Source organism: Pseudomonas sp. ATCC 43928 (assembly GCF_005938665.2).
In the GTDB taxonomy this organism is placed as follows: Bacteria; Pseudomonadota; Gammaproteobacteria; order Pseudomonadales; family Pseudomonadaceae; genus Aquipseudomonas.
On record NZ_CP041753.1, the window covers coordinates 4,871,163 to 4,888,291 of the forward strand.

Here is a 17,129-nt window from a genome sequence, read left to right on the forward strand (position 1 = left end):
GTGGTTAAACCGACAGTTCAACCAGCAGCTTGTTCAGACGACGCACATAAGCGGCCGGGTCTTTCAAGCTGTCGCCGGCCGCCAGGGCCGCCTGATCGAACAGAATGTGCGACAGGTCGCCGAAGCGCTCGTCGCTCTGCTCGTTGTCGAGCTTCTCGATCAGCGGGTGAGCCGGGTTGAATTCGAAGATCGGCTTCGAATCCGGAACCTTCTGACCGCTGGCTTCCAGGATCTGACGCATTTGCAGGCCCAGGTCCTGCTCGCCGATGGCCAGAATCGCCGGGGAATCGGTCAGGCGATGGGAAACCCGCACTTCAGCAACGGACTCACCCAAAGCGGTCTTGAGACGCTCAACCAGGCCTTCTTTGGACTTGGCGACTTCTTCCGCGGCTTTCTTGTCTTCTTCCGAATCCAGGTTGCCGAGGTCCAGGTCACCGCGTGCCACGTCGACAAAGCTCTTGCCGTCGAAGTCGCTGAGGTAGCTCATCAGCCACTCGTCGATACGGTCGGTCAGCAGCAGCACTTCGATGCCTTTCTTGCGGAAAACTTCCAGGTGCGGGCTGTTTTTGACTTGCGCGTAGGTTTCACCGGTCAGGTAGTAGATCTTGTCCTGACCTTCCTTGGCACGGGCCAGGTAGTCGGCCAGACCTACAACCTGCTCGCCGTCATCGCCCTGAGTGGACGCGAAACGCAGCAGACCGGCAATTTTTTCTTTGTTGGCGAAGTCTTCTGCCGGGCCTTCTTTCATGACCTGACCGAAGTTCTTCCAGAAGCCTTTGTATTGCTCAGGCTCGTTCTTCGCCAGTTTTTCCAGCATGTCCAGAACGCGCTTGGTCAGCGCCGATTTCATGGAGTCGATGATCGGGTCTTTCTGCAGGATTTCCCGCGACACGTTCAGCGACAGGTCGTTGGAGTCGACCACGCCTTTGATGAAGCGCAGGTACAGCGGCAGGAACGACTCAGCCTGATCCATGACGAACACGCGCTGCACGTACAGTTTCAGGCCTTTCGGCGCTTCACGCTGGTACAGATCGAACGGAGCACGGGTCGGCACATAAAGCAGCGAGGTGTACTCGAGCTTGCCCTCGACTTTGTTGTGGCTCCAGCTCAGCGGGTTTTCGAAATCGTGAGCGACGTGCTTGTAGAACTCCTGGTATTCCTCGTCCTTCACTTCAGTGCGAGGGCGAGTCCACAGGGCGCTGGCGCGGTTGACGGTTTCCCACTCAACGGCAGGCTTCTCTTCGCCTTCGGCGGCTGCCACTTCTTTCGGCAACTCGATCGGCAAGGCGATGTGGTCGGAATACTTCTTGATGATGTTGCGCAGGCGCCAGCCATCGGCGAACTCGTCTTCGCCGGATTTCAGGTGCAGAACGATACGGGTGCCGCGATCAGCTTTTTCGACGGTGGCGATTTCAAATTCGCCTTCGCCCTTGGACGACCAGTGCACACCTTCGCTGGCAGCGAGGCCGGCACGGCGGCTGAATACGTCAACTTTATCGGCGACGATGAACGCCGAGTAGAAACCAACACCGAACTGACCGATCAGGTGCGAGTCTTTTTTCTGATCACCAGACAGGTGCTTCATGAAATCGGCGGTACCGGACTTGGCGATGGTGCCCAAGTGAGTGACCGCATCTTCACGGCTCATGCCGATGCCGTTGTCTTCGAGGGTGACGGTTTTAGCGTCCTTGTCGAAGCTCACACGGATTTTCAGCTCAGCGCCGCCTTCCAGCAATTCAGGCTTGGCCAGCGCTTCAAAACGTAATTTATCGACAGCGTCAGAGGCGTTCGAGATCAATTCGCGAAGGAAGATTTCCTTGTTGGAATACAGCGAATGGATCATGAGGTGCAGCAGCTGCTTCACCTCGGTCTGGAAGCCCAGGGTTTCCTTTTGAGTTTCCACACTCATGGTCATCAAACTCCAATCAGATGGCAGTGGCCGCGACCTTGAGGGTCGGCGGCGGGTTGTCCTCAGAGTTGGGGGCTGAGATCAGGATTTCAAGGGCTCTTCGATTTTGAAGTGGGCCCGGGCCGTGGCAATGGGCTCGGCTTCAGTGCTTTGCCAGGCGGTAATCGCCACGTTCGCCACCCGCCGCCCCTGGCGACAAACCTGGCATCGGGCCCAGGTATCGCGAAACTGCCCCGCGCGCAGGTAGTCGAGGGAGAAGTCGATAATCTTCGGCACACCGGGTGAGCCGGTGAAAATCAACAGGTGCAACGCCGCCGAGAGCTCCATGAACCCGGCAATCACCCCGCCATGAATCGCCGGCAGTAAAGGGTTACCAATGTTGTCTTTGTTGGCCGGCAGACGAAACAGCAGCTCATCTCCTACCCGCGAACATTCGACGCCGATCAGCTCGGCGTAAGGAATCAGCTGCAGCAGCGCGGCGTAGTCCCCCTGCGCATGAGCCTGTTGAAGCTGTTCCTTAAACGTGTCGGTCATTTCGTACCTCCGGCAATGGCGCCGCCAAAGTTTTTAGTACCTTTGATGCCCTTGCCCATGCGCATGAAAGTACCCACTACATGAGCGATGGGCTGTTCGGGGTCGTCCTGATAGGCAAAACCACGCGCAAAAATCACATCGGTAGTCACTCGGTAGCATTGGGCGAAGCCGTAAACGTCCTTGTGTGGCTCGGCGGCATGCATGTAGTCGATGCGCAGGTCGAGCGTCGGGCAGACTTCGAACTCAGGCAGCACGCAGAGGGTGGCCATGCCACAGGCGGTATCCATCAGCGAGGTCAACGCACCGCCATGAATCACCCCGGTTTGCGGATTACCGACGATCTGCCGGCTGTACGGGAGAATTACCGTCAGCCCTTCGCCGCTGGCGCTGTGAACGCGCATGCCGAGTACCTGACAATGGCGCAACGCCGACAGGAATCGCGTCGCACGCTCAAAAACGGGGTTTTCGGCCATCTGATAAAACGCTCCTTAGTGTCCGGGCAAAGTAGCAGGCTAAAGGGTAAAAGTTCCATGGCAAAACAAACTTATATATCTGAGTGATTTGAGGAACTTAACCGTGATTGCCGTGCTCGAAAGGCCAGTAGATATTTTCCATCAGGAGAAACACCCCATGCGTAAGACTTTAGCTATTGCCTTGATGTTGACCGCTTCCCTCGGTCTCGCTGCCTGCGATAAAAAATCCGAGGACAAAGCTCAAGATGCCGCCAAACACAGTGAGCAAGCTCAGGAAAAAATGAGCGAAGCTCAGGATAAAGTGAACGAGGCAGCGAAAGAAAACGCCGATGCTGCCAAAGCTCAGGCCGAATCGAACGCAGCAGCGGCAAAAGAAGCCGCGCCGGAAGCACCTAAAAACTAAAAGCGTTTTTTTGTGATAAAAGAAAACCCGCCAAGTGCGGGTTTTCTTTTATCTGCAGCTTTTGTTCGCAACGCAGTCTTAGAGCAAAATTATCCTAAAAGTCGGACTAATCATCAGCAACAACGAACACACTAATCCGACGAACCACACCAGACTTCGCTGCCAGGCCAGATCAGCCCAATAACACAGTAAGTAGATAACGCGCGCGATCACGAAGATGATCGCCAGCGCATCGATCAGCCATCCCGCCGTTTGCGTGGTGTGCGCCATCAACACCCCGACCGCAAACAAAATGAACGCCTCGAAACTGTTCTGGTGGGCCGCCAATGCCCGGGCGCCGAAACCTGTGAGTTGCGCCTGTTGTTGACGCGGTAGGTGATTGTTGTAACCGCCCTGCTCTTTCATCGCCTTGGCCACCGGCATGCGCGCCACGAAAATCAACAAGGCACTGATAAACACACACCAGAACGGAATACTCATCAAGCCGCCTCTTTGTTCAGCTCAGGCAATGGCGCCTCTGTAGGTGTATAGACCATCACGTCAAGAACGTCGGAGTGAAACTCGCGGCGATACAATACCAACACGACACCGGCGCTCATCAACATGAACAACCAGGGGCTGACAAACCACGCCAGCATGCTCATGCCGAAGTAATAGGAACGCAGACCGAAGTTGAACTGGTTGGCCGCCATGGAGATGACACGGGCGGCTCGGGAAGCAAAGGCGTTACGCTCTTGCTCGGACACATGTCGCTCACCGATCATCGGTGCCGAACCCACGAGAATGGCCGCAAAGTTGTACTGACGCATGCACCAGCTGAACGTAAAGAACGCATAGACAAACACCAGCGCCAGGCACAACAACTTGATCTCCGACATGCCTTGGGAAGCCTGTTGCACCATCGGGATATCCGCAAGCAACGACACGGCTCTTTCGGATGCACCCAACACCGTGAGGATACCGGCCAGGATAATCAACGTGCTGGAAGCGAAGAACGAGGCGTTGCGCTCCAGGTTACCGATCACGCTGGCATCGGCGATGCGGTTGTCGCGCAACAGCATGCGGCGCATCCAGTCTTCGCGGTACAGGTGCAGCACACTGGCCAGGCATGCGGTGTCACGGCCCTTCCATGTCGCGTAACGGGTGTAGCCACCCCAGCAGACGACAAACCAGAGCGCGGCGAGGATGTGGATCAGATTGGCGTGGATGAACGACATGCAGTTCCTTGTGATGTGTAGACGATGATGAAACCTGCGGATAGTGCTTCGACGTTAACCCAAGGAAAAAGACACTGCATCACGCGCATAAAAAATGCCCCGTATCGATTGATACGGGGCATTTCCATTTGTAGCTCAAGCCCGCTTGTGGCGGGTCATGAAGCGGCTTAAGCCAGCGCTTCTTCGCGCTTGCCCAGCAGACGGTCGCAAACCACGGCAACCACCAGGGTCATGAACGACGGCACCAGCCACGCCAGGCCCTGCTCGCTCAGAGGCAGGTGAGCCAGTTGAGTCGGCATCCAGTCGGCGAGACCGGCGCCCTTGAGGGCGTCGATCATGCCGAAAATGAACGACACCAGCATCACCGGACCGACGATGCGACCCTGCTCATGCCAGAAGTCCTTGCAGAAGCTCAGAGCCACCAGGGCGATGCACGGCGGGTAGATGGCGGTCAGTACCGGAATCGAGAACGCAATCAGCTTGGTGAGGCCCAGGTTGGACACCAGCAGGGAGAACGCGGCCAGGATGATCACCAGCGTCTTGTAGGACAGTGGCAGCACACGGCTGAAGTATTCGGCACAGGCGCAGGTCAAACCGACCGCAGTCACCAGGCAGGCCAGGGAGATCAGCACCGCGAGGAAACCACTGCCCAGCGAACCGAAGGTGTGCTGCACGTAGGCGTGCAATACCGCCGCGCCGTTGGTGGCACCGGCGGCCACTTCATGGCTGCCCGAGCCGAGACGGAACAGGCTGACGTAAACCAGCGCCAGACCTACACCGGCAATCAGCCCGGCAATGATCGCGTAACGGGTGATCAACACCGGCGATTCCACGCCACGGGAGCGGATCGCATTGACGATGACAATGCCGAATACCAGCGCACCCAGGGTATCCATGGTCAGGTAACCATTGATGAAGCCCTGGGAGAACGGTGCCGCCACATATTCAGGGGTAGCCACGCCAATGTTACCGGCCGGCAACGCGAACGCTGCGATGCCGAGAACGGCCAGGGCGATGATCTTCAGCGGTGCGAGGAACCGTCCTACGGTGTCCAGCAGACGGCCCGGATAGAGCGAGATGAAGAACACCAGCAGGAAGTACACCGAGCTATAGAGAAACAGCGCCAGCGGGCTCTCGCCGGTCAGCGGCGCCAGACCCACTTCGAACGACACGGTCGCGGTGCGTGGTGTCGCGAACAACGGGCCGACAGCGAGGTAGCACGCGGCTGCCAGCAGGCCCCCGGCGATTTTACCGATCGGGCTGCTCAAGGCATCCATTGCACCACCGACCTTGGCCAGGGCGACCACGGTGATCACCGGCAGACCGACTGCGGTGATCAGAAAACCCAGCGCCGCCATCCAGACATTAGGCCCGGACTGCAAACCGACGATAGGCGGGAAGATGATGTTGCCAGCCCCGACGAACAGGGCAAATGTCATGAAGCCCAGTGCCAGGATGTCCTGGCCTTTCAACACTTTCATTAAGGAAATACCACACTACTGAATCGGAATTTAGAGAGGGATTTCCCTTATGGGTGAGGGAAATGCTGTCGATCCGTATAGGACTGACCCGTTTAGCGCGCCGCAGCCTTGTGGGCCGCAAACGCAAAATGGCGGCTAGCCTACCGAATTTGCCCACCAAACGCACTATTACAGGGCGAACTATCCGATACGCGACATTTCAGTGTCGTGTTTACATATCTAATTTTCACAACCGCCCTGTGGCGAGGGAGCTTGTCGGATCGCCGCACCGTCCCGCTCGGCTGCGCAGCAGACGCAAACAGACAAACACAAACTGCCTGATGTAACGCGAGTGCAGGTTTTGGGGTCGCTTCGCAACCCAGCGGGAGCAAGCTCCCTCGCCACAAAAAGCGCTGCGAATATCTCAAACCCCGGAAATGACAAAGGCCACCCGAAGGTGGCCTTTGTTTGGTGGAGCGTCAGTTAAGCGCGAGGCTTACTTGACGGCCCAACCGGTCAGCTCGGCCAGGGCCTTGCCGATGTCTGCCAGCGAACGCACGGTTTTAACGCCTGCGTCTTGCAGAGCAGCGAATTTCTCGTCTGCAGTGCCTTTGCCGCCAGAGATGATTGCACCAGCATGGCCCATGCGCTTGCCCGGAGGAGCAGTCACACCAGCGATGTAGGAAACAACCGGCTTGGTCACGTGTGCCTTGATGTAGGCAGCCGCTTCTTCTTCAGCCGAACCGCCGATCTCGCCGATCATCACGATCGCTTCGGTCTTCGGGTCTTCCTGGAACAGCTTCAGGATGTCGATGAAGTTCGAACCCGGGATCGGGTCACCACCGATGCCGACGCAAGTCGACTGACCGAAACCGGCGTCAGTAGTCTGCTTCACAGCTTCGTAGGTCAGGGTGCCGGAACGGGAAACGATACCGACCTTGCCTGGCAAGTGAATGTGACCTGGCATGATGCCGATCTTGCATTCGCCTGGAGTGATCACGCCTGGGCAGTTAGGACCGATCAGGACTACGCCCAGCTCGTCGCACTTGACCTTGGCATCCAGCATGTCCAGGGTAGGAATGCCTTCAGTGATGCAAACGATCAGCTTGATGCCGCCGAAGGCTGCTTCCAGGATGGAGTCCTTGCAGAAAGGAGCTGGAACGTAGATCACGCTGGCGGTGGCGCCAGTGGCAGCTACAGCGTCTTTCACGGTGTTGAACACTGGCAGGCCCAGGTGCTCGGTGCCGCCTTTGCCTGGAGTTACGCCGCCAACCATCTTGGTGCCGTACTCGATGGCTTGCTGGGTGTGGAAACTACCTTGCGAACCGGTAATACCCTGGCAGATAACTTTGGTGTCTTTATTGATCAGGACGCTCATTATTTGCCCTCCGCAGCTTTGACAACTTGTTGAGCAGCGTCGGTCAGGCTGGTAGCAGCGATGATGTTCAAACCGCTTTCTGCCAGTACTTTAGCGCCCAGCTCAGCGTTGTTGCCTTCAAGGCGAACAACAACCGGGATTTTCACGCCGACTTCTTTCACAGCGCCGATGATGCCTTCGGCAATCATGTCGCAACGAACGATGCCGCCGAAGATGTTGACCAGTACTGCAGCGACGTTAGTGTCGGACAGGATGATCTTGAACGCTTCGGTTACGCGTTCTTTGGTAGCACCGCCGCCCACGTCGAGGAAGTTGGCTGGTTTGCCGCCATGCAGGTTAACGATGTCCATGGTACCCATGGCCAGGCCAGCACCGTTGACCATGCAACCGATGTTGCCTTCCAGTGCTACGTAGTTCAGTTCGAACTTGGCAGCGTGCGCTTCGCGCGGATCGTCTTGCGACGGATCGTGGAAAGTCTTCAGCTTAGGCTGACGGTACATGGCGTTGGCGTCGATGTTGATCTTGGCATCGAGGCAGTGCAGATCGCCGTCAGCCTTGATCACCAGCGGGTTCACTTCCAGCAGAGCCAGGTCGTGATCCTTGAACAGCTTGGCCAGACCTACGAAGATCTTGGCGAACTGAGCAACTTGCTTGCCTTCCAGACCCAGCTGGAATGCCAGCTCGCGACCCTGGAATGGCTGAGCGCCAACCAGTGGATCGATAGTGGCTTTCAGAATTTTTTCTGGAGTGTCGTGAGCAATTTTCTCGATGTCCACGCCACCTTCGGTGGAAGCCATGAACACGATGCGACGGCTCGAACGGTCAACGACAGCGCCCAGGTACAGCTCTTTAGCGATATCAGTGCACGATTCAACCAGGATTTTGGTGACTGGCTGACCATTGGCGTCAGTCTGGTAAGTCACCAGACGCTTGCCCAGCCACTGCTGTGCGAATGCTTTAGCGTCTTCTTTGCTGCGAACCAGCTTTACGCCGCCCGCTTTACCGCGACCACCGGCGTGAACCTGGGCTTTGACAACCCATTCGCTGCCGCCGATTTTGTCGCAAGCTTCTGCTGCTGCTTCCGGGGTGTCTACCGCGTAACCGGTGGATACTGGCAGGCCGTACTCAGCGAACAGCTGCTTACCCTGATACTCGTGAAGATTCATGCTTATTACCGTCTTCGTTAGGTACTGCGCATTCGGTGCTGCACTCATTCAAGTGCCGCACCACCTGTGACTGCTGCTTGCGTAACCTTGCCGGGTACCCGGTGCAGCTACGCAAGACTGCGTCCAGCGGACATTCCGCGGTGAGTCTTGCTCGCAAGGCTCACGACGGGCCGTACCGCCGTGGTTTCTTATTATCCGCTTAGCGTTTCTTGCGGTTGGCGATGTGGATGGCGCCGCCATTCACTGCCAACGCTGCTTCGTGCAAGGCTTCAGACAGGGTCGGATGGGAGAAAACCATCATGCCCAGGTCTTCAGCGCTGGTGCCGAATTCCATGCCGATCGCGCCCTGCTGAACCAGTTCTGCGGCGCTCGGGCCAATCACGTGGACGCCCAATACGCGGTCAGTCTTGGCATCAGCGATGACCTTGACGAAACCACCGGTATCGTTGGCGGCCATGGCACGGCCAGAGGCTGCGAACGGGAAGGTGCCGACGTTAACTTCTACGCCTTCAGCTTTCAAGGCCTGCTCGGTTTTACCGACCCACGCGATTTCCGGGTGAGTATAAATAACCGAAGGGATCAGGTCATAGTTCATCTGGGCTTTATGGCCCTTGATGCGCTCGACAACCATGATGCCCTCTTCCGAGGCTTTGTGAGCCAGCATCATGCCGCGAACCACGTCACCGATGGCGTAAACGCCCGGTACGGTGGTGGCGCAGTGATCGTCAACGTGCACGAAACCGCGCTCGTCCAGGGTCACGCCGCAATCGGCAGCCAGCAGATCAGTGGTCACCGGACGGCGACCAACGGCTACGATCAGCTTGTCGAAAGTGATGTTCTGTTCGCCGTTGGCATCGGTGTAGTTCACAACGACTTCGTCGCCGTTCACTTTGGAACCGGTCACGCGAGCGCCCAGCTTGATGTCCAGACCCTGTTTGGTCAGGGTTTTCAGCGCTTCCTTGGAAACAGCGGTGTCCGCTGCCATCAGGAAGGTATCCAGTGCTTCGAGAACGGTGACTTCAGCGCCCAGACGGGACCATACCGAACCCAGTTCCAGACCGATAACACCAGCGCCGATTACACCCAGGCGTTTTGGTACGGATTGGAATTCCAGAGCGCCAGTCGAATCGACGATCACATTCTGGTCGACCGGAGCCGGTGGAATGTCGATCGGACGCGAGCCCGGAGCCAGGATGACGTTTTCGGCTTCGATGACTTCAACCGAACCGTCAGGCTTGGTGACTTCGACTTTCTTGCCAGCCAGCAGTTTGCCGTGGCCCTGGATCGAAGTGACGCCGTTAGCCTTGAACAGCGTTGCAACGCCGGAGGTCAGGCCTTTGACGATGTTGGCTTTACGGCCGACCATTGCTGGCACGTCCATGGTCACGCCAGCGTGGTTGATACCGTGGATCGCGAAGCCGTCTTGCGCTTCGTGAAACTTCCAGGAGCTGTCCAGCAGCGCCTTGGATGGAATGCAGCCGACGTTCAGGCAAGTACCGCCGAGGGCCAGTTTGCCTTCCTTGTCGGTGTATTTCTCGATGCAGGCAGTGGTGAGGCCCAGTTGCGCTGCTTTAATGGCAGCCACGTAGCCGCCAGGACCCGCGCCAATCACTACCACGTCGAATTTCTGAGTCATGTGTCATTCCTTCTCGAATCAAACCGGACGGCCCCTTTTGAGGACCGTCGTGGGACGAAGCTGGTCATTACAGAAGGGCCGTCCATCATTGAACGGCCCGTGCAACGAAATCAGATATCCAGCAGCAAACGAGCCGGGTCTTCCAGCAGGTTCTTGATGGTCACCAGGAAGGTCACAGCTTCTTTGCCATCGATCAGACGGTGATCGTAGGACAGCGCCAGGTACATCATCGGACGGATAACTACCTGACCGTTGATCGCCATAGGACGCTGGATGATGTTGTGCATACCCAGAATCGCAGCCTGCGGCGGGTTGACGATCGGAGTCGACATCATCGAACCGAAAGTACCGCCGTTGGTGATGGTGAACGTGCCGCCGGTCATTTCTTCCATCGACAGTTTGCCGTCACGGGCTTTCTTGCCGAAGGTAGCGATGCCGCCTTCGATTTCAGCCAGGCTCATCAGTTCGGCGTTACGCAGAACCGGTACAACCAGACCGCGGTCGCTGGAAACAGCCACACCAACGTCGGCGTAGCCGTGGTAAACGATGTCGGCACCGTCGATCGACGCGTTGACAGCCGGGAAGCGTTTCAGCGCTTCGGTAGCCGCTTTCACGAAGAACGACATGAAGCCCAGGCGTACGCCGTTGTGGGACTTCTCGAACAGGTCCTTGTACTTCGAACGCAGGGCCATGACTTCGGTCATGTCGACTTCGTTGAAAGTGGTCAGCATGGCCATGTTCGATTGAGCTTCAACCAGACGCTCGGCAACCTTGGCACGCAGACGGGTCATCGGAACGCGTTTTTCTACGCGGTCGCCAGCAGCGAATACCGGAGCCGAAGCAGCCGGTGCAGCAGCCTTGGCAGGTGCAGCAGCCGGAGCGGCTTTCTTGGCGGCAACAGCTGCTACCACGTCTTCCTTGGTCACACGACCGCCTTTGCCAGTACCGGCAACGGAAGCGATGTTGATGCCGTTTTCTTCAGCCAGCTTGCGAGCAGCCGGTGCAGCAACAGGATCGTCTTCGCCCGCTTCGGCAGGAGCAGCGGCAGCAGCGGCAGGTGCAGCAGCGGCTGGAGCGGCGGCAGCACCGCCCTCACCAATGGAGCCCAGAACTTCGTCGGACAGAACGGTGTCGCCTTCGTTCTTGACGATCGCGCCCAGCACGCCATCAGCAGTGGCCAGAACTTCCAGTACGACTTTGTCGGTTTCGATGTCGACGATCAGTTCGTCACGCTTGACGGCGTCGCCCGGTTTTTTGTGCCAGGTGGCAACGGTGCCATCGGCAACCGATTCCGGGAAAGTGGGGGCTTTGATTTCGATAGCCATTATCTGTGGGTCCTTAAATTCGGTTTCAGGTGCGCGAAGGCGTTAAACAGTGAAAGCATCTTGCAGCAGTTGTTCCTGCTGCTCGGCGTGCATCGAAGCGTAACCGCAAGCAGGTGCGGCAGACGCCTCACGACCAGCGTATTCCAGGACCAGGCCTTGTTTATGGTTGGTCAGGCTGCGACGCATGTGATGCTGGCTGCTGTACCAGGCGCCCTGGTTCATCGGCTCTTCCTGGCACCAAACCACGTTTTCGAGGTTGGTGTAAGGGGCGAGCGCCTCCATCAGGTCGTCCTCAGGGAACGGATACAGCTGCTCGATACGCACGATGGCGATGTCTTCACGACCTTCGGCACGGCGTTTTTCCAGCAGGTCATAGTAGACCTTGCCGCTGCACAGGATCATGCGAGTGACCTTTTTCGGGTCAAGCGCATCGATTTCCGGGATCACGGTCTGGAACGAACCTTCGGCCAGATCTTCCAGGGTCGAGATGGCCAGCTTGTGACGCAGCAACGACTTCGGAGTCAGGACTACCAATGGTTTGCGCAGCGGGCGAATCACCTGACGACGCAGCAAGTGGTAGATCTGGGCCGGCGTAGTCGGCACGGCTACCTGAATGTTGTGCTCGGCGCACAGCTGCAGGTAACGCTCCAGACGAGCCGAAGAGTGCTCCGGACCCTGACCTTCATAACCGTGCGGCAACAGCATGGTCAGACCGCAGAGACGGCCCCACTTGTGTTCGCCACTGGTGATGAACTGGTCGATAACCACCTGGGCACCGTTGGCGAAGTCGCCGAACTGGGCTTCCCAGATAACCAGAGCGTTTGGCTCGGTGGTCGAATAACCGTATTCGAACGCCAGAACCGCTTCTTCGGACAGGAACGAATCGTACAGGTCGAAACGTGGCTGACCCTTGTACAGGTTTTGCAGCGGGATATAGGTACCCGCGTCTTTCTGGTTGTGCAAGACAGCGTGACGGTGCGAGAACGTACCGCGACCGATGTCCTGACCCGTCATGCGAATCGGGTGACCTTCGAACGCCAGGGTCGCGTACGCCATGGTTTCGGCGTAACCCCAGTTGATCGGCAGGCCGCCGGCTTGCATCTTCTGACGGTCTTCGTAGATTTTCGAGACCTGGCGCTGAACCACGAAGCCTTCCGGAATCTCCAGCAGCTTGGCGGACAGTTCCTGCAAGGTTTTCAGATCGAAGCGAGTATCGTGACGCGCGGTCCAGGCGTGGCCCAGATACGGACGCCAGTCCACGAACAACTCTTTGTTCGGCTCTTTGACCAGGCTTTTTACTACGTGCAGACCGTTGTCCAGCGCGTTGCGGTATTCGTCGACTTTCGCCTGAACACGCTCAGCGTCCAGCACCCCACTCTGGGTCAGACGATCGGCATACAGCTCACGGGTGGTGCGCTGCTTGGTGATCTGCTGATACATCAGAGGCTGGGTACCGCTTGGCTCGTCAGCCTCGTTGTGGCCGCGACGACGGTAGCAGACCAGATCGATCACCACGTCACGCTTGAACTGCATGCGGTAGTCGATGGCCAACTGGGTCACGAACAACACGGCTTCCGGATCATCACCATTCACATGGAGGATCGGCGCCTGGATCATCTTCGCAACGTCGGTCGCGTACTCGGTGGAGCGCGAGTCCAGCGGGTTGCTGATGGTGAAGCCGACCTGGTTGTTGATCACGATGTGCACGGTGCCGCCGGTCTTGAAACCGCGGGTCTGCGACATCTGGAAGGTTTCCATGACCACGCCTTGACCGGCGAATGCCGCGTCACCGTGGATGGAGATCGGCAGAACCTTTTCACCGGTAGGATCGTTACGACGATCCTGACGGGCACGGACCGAACCCTCGACCACTGGAGAAACGATTTCCAGGTGAGACGGGTTGAAAGCCATGGCCAGGTGAACTTCACCGCCGGTGGTCATGACGTTGGACGAGAAGCCCTGGTGATATTTAACGTCACCGGAACCCAGCTCGACCTTCTTCTTGCCTTCGAACTCGTCGAACAACTCGCGCGGGTTCTTGCCAAAGGTGTTGACCAGCACGTTCAGACGACCACGGTGGGCCATGCCGATGACGATTTCCTTGGTGCCGTAGGAGCCGGAACGCTGGATCAGTTCATCGAGCATCGGAATCAGGCTCTCGCCGCCTTCCAGACCGAAACGCTTGGTACCCGGATACTTGGTCCCAAGGTATTTTTCAAGACCTTCGCCGGCAGTGACGCGCTCGAGCAGGTGACTCTTGATGTCGGCGGAGTACGTCGGACGGCCGCGCACGCTTTCCAGACGCTGCTGGAACCACTGGCGCTGCTCGGAATCGGTGATGTGCGTAAATTCAGCGCCGATGGTGCGGCAATATGTCTGCTGCAACGCTTCGTGAATTTCGCGTAGGCTCGCCTCCTCTTTGCCGATGAACAGGTCGCCGGCACGGAAGGTCGTATCAAGATCGGCATTGGTCAAGCCGTAATGATTGATTGACAGGTCTGCAGGTGCAGGACGCTGCCACAGCCCCAGCGGGTCAAGCTGGGCTGCCTGGTGGCCACGCATACGGTAGGCCTGGATCAATCGCAGCACTTCAACTTGCTTCTTCTCGTGCTCACTGCTCACGCTGCCGGCGGAAACCGGTTGGGCGCGGCGCTGGTTCTTTGCCAGCAAGACGAAATGATCGCGAATTGTGGAGTGCGAAACATCGGTGGCAGTGTTGCCATCAGCAGGCAACTTCTGGAAGTAGGTGCGCCACTCTTCTGGCACAGCGTTAGGGTCGTGCAGGTAGAGCTCGTAGAGCTCTTCCACATAGGCAGCGTTACTACCGGAAAGGTAGGCGCTGTTCCACATGCGCTGCATCACGCTTTCTTGCATGCTTGGTCACCCTCGGTTAGGGGAACACCACCGGCGTCGACACCGAGCAAACTTGCAGAAGTCCGAATGCAGCGACTAAAACAAGCCACTTAGGATCACGCTGATAGTCCGGGTACCAGCCCGGATGCCCCTGCTTGTCTCATTTCTTCAAAATAAGAGCCGCAGCCTTATGGGCTGCTGCTCAGGTTAAAACTACGGCGCCGGTTGAAGCCTGCGCCGTAGCATCTACGGGTACAGCGGTTCTACGGGTACAGCAGCTGAATCACACGCCGCTTTGCAGCAGCATGTTACGGATGTGACCAATGGCCTTAGTCGGGTTCAGGCCTTTCGGACAAACGTTGACGCAGTTCATGATGCCCCGGCAGCGGAATACGCTGAACGGGTCATCCAGCGAAGCCAGACGCTCGGACGTCTTGGTGTCGCGGCTGTCTGCCAGGAAGCGGTACGCTTGCAGCAGGGCAGCCGGGCCCAGGAACTTGTCCGGGTTCCACCAGAAGGACGGGCACGAAGTCGAGCAGCAAGCGCACAGGATGCACTCGTACAGACCGTCGAGTTTTTCACGCTCTTCAGGGGACTGCAGACGCTCGATGGCCGGAGCCGGCGTGTCGTTCTGCAGGTATGGCTTAACCTTTTCGTATTGCTTGTAGAAGATGCTCATATCGACGACCAAGTCACGGATAACCGGCAAACCTGGCAGAGGACGAACGATCAGCTTGTTACCTTTTACGACGGCAGACAGCGGCGTGATGCACGCCAGACCGTTTTTGCCGTTGATGTTCATGCCGTCGGAACCGCAAACACCTTCACGGCAAGAGCGACGATAGGAGAAACCCTCGTCCTGCTCTTTGATCAGGGCCAGCACGTCCAGCACCATCAGGTCTTTACCACCGGTATCAACCTGGAATTCCTGCATGAACGGCGCAGCGTCCTGATCAGGGTTGTAACGATAAACACTGACTTGCAACATGGCGGCCACCCTTAATAAGTCCGAATCTTAGGTTCAAAAGTCGGAACAGTCTTCGGCGAGAAGTTCACTGCACGCTTGGCAACGCGCTTCTCACCCGGGAAGTACAGGGTGTGGCACAGCCAGTTTTCGTCGTCACGGTCTTCAAAGTCTTCACGGGCGTGAGCACCGCGGGACTCTTTACGTACTTCTGCAGCGATGGCGGTAGCTTCGGCCACTTCCAGCAGGTTCTGCAGCTCCAGCGCTTCGATACGCGCGGTGTTGAACGCCTGGCTCTTGTCGTTGATCTTGACGTTGGCGATACGGCCACGCAGATCAGCCAGTTGAGCAATACCCTTCTGCATGTATTCGCCAGTACGGAATACACCGAAGTAGTTCTGCATGCAGCTTTGCAGCTCGCGACGCAGGGTTGCCACGTCTTCACCATCGGTACGCTCGTTCAGAGCGGACAGACGCGACAGGGCCGCATTGATGTCGGCGTCGGTGGCGTCGTCGTATTCGATACCGTCGGTCAGCGCTTTTTCCAGGTGCAGACCGGCCGCACGACCGAAAACCACCAGGTCGAGCAACGAGTTGCCGCCCAGACGGTTGGCACCGTGAACCGATACGCAAGCCACTTCACCAACCGCGAACAGGCCAGGAATAATGGTGTCCTTGCCTTCGGCGTCCTGAGTGATCGCCTGGCCATGAATGTTGGTGGCAACGCCGCCCATCATATAGTGGCAAGTCGGAACAACCGGAACCGGAGCGACGACCGGATCAACGTGCGCGAAAGTCTTGGACAGTTCGCAGATGCCTGGCAGACGGCTGTGCAGCACTTCCTCGCCCAGGTGGTCGAGCTTGAGCATTACGTGGTCGCCATTCGGACCGCAACCGTTGCCGGCGATGATTTCCTTAACCATCGAACGGGCAACCACGTCACGACCGGCAAGGTCTTTAGCGTTCGGAGCATAACGCTCCATGAAACGCTCGCCGTGCTTGTTGATCAGGTAACCACCTTCACCACGGCAACCTTCGGTTACCAGTACACCGGCGCCGGCGATGCCGGTCGGGTGGAACTGCCACATTTCGATGTCTTGTACCGGTACGCCGGCACGCAGCGCCATGCCAACGCCGTCACCGGTGTTGATCAGGGCGTTGGTGGTCGAAGCGTAGATACGACCTGCACCGCCGGTGGCCAGTACGGTGGCCTTGGCACGGATGTAGGTGGTTTCACCGGTTTCGATGCAGATCGCGATCACACCGACGAACTCGCCTTGACCGTTCTTTACCAGATCGACAGCGTAGTATTCGTTCAGGAACGTGGTGCCGGCTTTCAGGTTGCCCTGATAAAGGGTGTGCAGCAGCGCGTGACCGGTACGGTCGGACGCCGCGCAGGTACGCGCAGCCTGGCCGCCCTTGCCGTAGTCCTTGGACTGACCGCCGAACGGACGCTGGTAGATGCGACCGGTTTCGGTACGGGAGAACGGCAGGCCCATGTGGTCCAGTTCGAAAACTGCTGCCGGACCTTCCTGACACATGTATTCGATAGCGTCCTGGTCACCGATGTAGTCGGAACCCTTGACGGTATCGTACATGTGCCAGCGCCAGTCATCGTTCGGATCCGCAGACGCAATGGCGCAAGTGATGCCGCCCTGGGCCGATACGGTGTGCGAACGAGTCGGGAAAACCTTGGTGATCACGGCAGTCTTGTGACCGCCTTGTGCCAGTTGCAGCGCTGCGCGCATGCCAGCACCGCCGCCACCAATAATGATGGCGTCGAAAGAAATCGTTGGAATGTTAGCCATGGA

At 57.7% G+C, this 17,129-nt stretch carries 14 protein-coding genes; 1 reads left to right on the plus strand and 13 read right to left on the minus strand.

Annotated elements, in window-relative coordinates:
- Window positions 1-4 precede the first annotated feature (4 nt).
- The 3 genes from htpG to FFH90_RS22185 all read right to left on the minus strand — a co-directional run bounded on the left by htpG (window position 5) and on the right by FFH90_RS22185 (window position 2,916).
- Complete coding sequence (htpG, locus tag FFH90_RS22175; protein ID WP_026331729.1) at window positions 5-1,909, minus strand: molecular chaperone HtpG; 1,905 nt, start codon at window positions 1,907-1,909, stop codon at window positions 5-7.
- Between the two features lie 81 nt (window positions 1,910-1,990).
- Window positions 1,991-2,443, minus strand: a complete 453-nt coding sequence (locus tag FFH90_RS22180; RefSeq protein ID WP_019579626.1) for a PaaI family thioesterase — start codon at window positions 2,441-2,443, stop codon at window positions 1,991-1,993.
- Window positions 2,440-2,916 (minus strand): PaaI family thioesterase, encoded by a 477-nt coding sequence (locus FFH90_RS22185; protein ID WP_138866101.1) that lies wholly within the window; start codon window positions 2,914-2,916, stop codon window positions 2,440-2,442. Before FFH90_RS22185 ends, FFH90_RS22180 begins: the two co-directional genes overlap by 4 nt.
- A 157-nt stretch (window positions 2,917-3,073) precedes the next feature.
- Between FFH90_RS22185 and FFH90_RS22190 the strand changes: the two genes are divergently transcribed.
- On the plus strand, window positions 3,074-3,319 hold the full coding sequence (locus FFH90_RS22190; protein WP_138866808.1) for a hypothetical protein: 246 nt from the start codon (window positions 3,074-3,076) through the stop codon (window positions 3,317-3,319).
- A gap of 78 nt (window positions 3,320-3,397) precedes the next feature.
- Here the strand turns inward: FFH90_RS22190 and FFH90_RS22195 are convergent, their stop codons facing one another.
- From FFH90_RS22195 to sdhA, 10 genes are all read right to left on the minus strand, one after another.
- Window positions 3,398-3,799 (minus strand): MAPEG family protein, encoded by a 402-nt coding sequence (locus tag FFH90_RS22195; protein WP_138866102.1) that lies wholly within the window; start codon window positions 3,797-3,799, stop codon window positions 3,398-3,400.
- Window positions 3,799-4,536: a DUF599 domain-containing protein gene (locus FFH90_RS22200; RefSeq protein ID WP_018925112.1), complete on the minus strand. Its 738-nt coding sequence runs from the start codon at window positions 4,534-4,536 to the stop codon at window positions 3,799-3,801. The genes FFH90_RS22195 and FFH90_RS22200 overlap by 1 nt, the downstream gene beginning before the upstream one ends.
- A gap of 167 nt (window positions 4,537-4,703) precedes the next feature.
- A complete protein-coding gene (brnQ, locus tag FFH90_RS22205; protein WP_111454375.1) occupies window positions 4,704-6,017 on the minus strand; it encodes a branched-chain amino acid transport system II carrier protein in 1,314 nt (437 codons plus the stop codon).
- A 475-nt stretch (window positions 6,018-6,492) separates the two neighbouring features.
- Window positions 6,493-7,374, minus strand: coding sequence for a succinate--CoA ligase subunit alpha (gene sucD, locus FFH90_RS22215; protein ID WP_007919877.1), 882 nt, complete (start codon window positions 7,372-7,374; stop codon window positions 6,493-6,495).
- Window positions 7,374-8,540, minus strand: a complete 1,167-nt coding sequence (gene sucC, locus FFH90_RS22220; RefSeq protein WP_007919879.1) for an ADP-forming succinate--CoA ligase subunit beta — start codon at window positions 8,538-8,540, stop codon at window positions 7,374-7,376. Before sucC ends, sucD begins: the two co-directional genes overlap by 1 nt.
- Before the next feature lie 199 nt (window positions 8,541-8,739).
- Window positions 8,740-10,176, minus strand: a complete 1,437-nt coding sequence (lpdA, locus tag FFH90_RS22225) for a dihydrolipoyl dehydrogenase (RefSeq protein ID WP_018925110.1) — start codon at window positions 10,174-10,176, stop codon at window positions 8,740-8,742.
- Window positions 10,177-10,286: 110 nt separating this feature from the next.
- Window positions 10,287-11,501 (minus strand): 2-oxoglutarate dehydrogenase complex dihydrolipoyllysine-residue succinyltransferase, encoded by a 1,215-nt coding sequence (gene odhB, locus FFH90_RS22230; RefSeq protein WP_018925109.1) that lies wholly within the window; start codon window positions 11,499-11,501, stop codon window positions 10,287-10,289.
- A 42-nt stretch (window positions 11,502-11,543) separates the two neighbouring features.
- The gene (locus tag FFH90_RS22235; RefSeq protein ID WP_018925108.1) at window positions 11,544-14,375 is read right to left on the minus strand and encodes a 2-oxoglutarate dehydrogenase E1 component; all 2,832 of its coding nucleotides are present in this window, start codon (window positions 14,373-14,375) and stop codon (window positions 11,544-11,546) included.
- Window positions 14,376-14,637: 262 nt separating this feature from the next.
- Window positions 14,638-15,342 (minus strand): succinate dehydrogenase iron-sulfur subunit, encoded by a 705-nt coding sequence (locus tag FFH90_RS22240; RefSeq protein ID WP_018925107.1) that lies wholly within the window; start codon window positions 15,340-15,342, stop codon window positions 14,638-14,640.
- Between the two features lie 11 nt (window positions 15,343-15,353).
- The gene (sdhA, locus tag FFH90_RS22245) at window positions 15,354-17,126 is read right to left on the minus strand and encodes a succinate dehydrogenase flavoprotein subunit (protein WP_018925106.1); all 1,773 of its coding nucleotides are present in this window, start codon (window positions 17,124-17,126) and stop codon (window positions 15,354-15,356) included.
- Window positions 17,127-17,129: the final 3 nt, after the last annotated feature.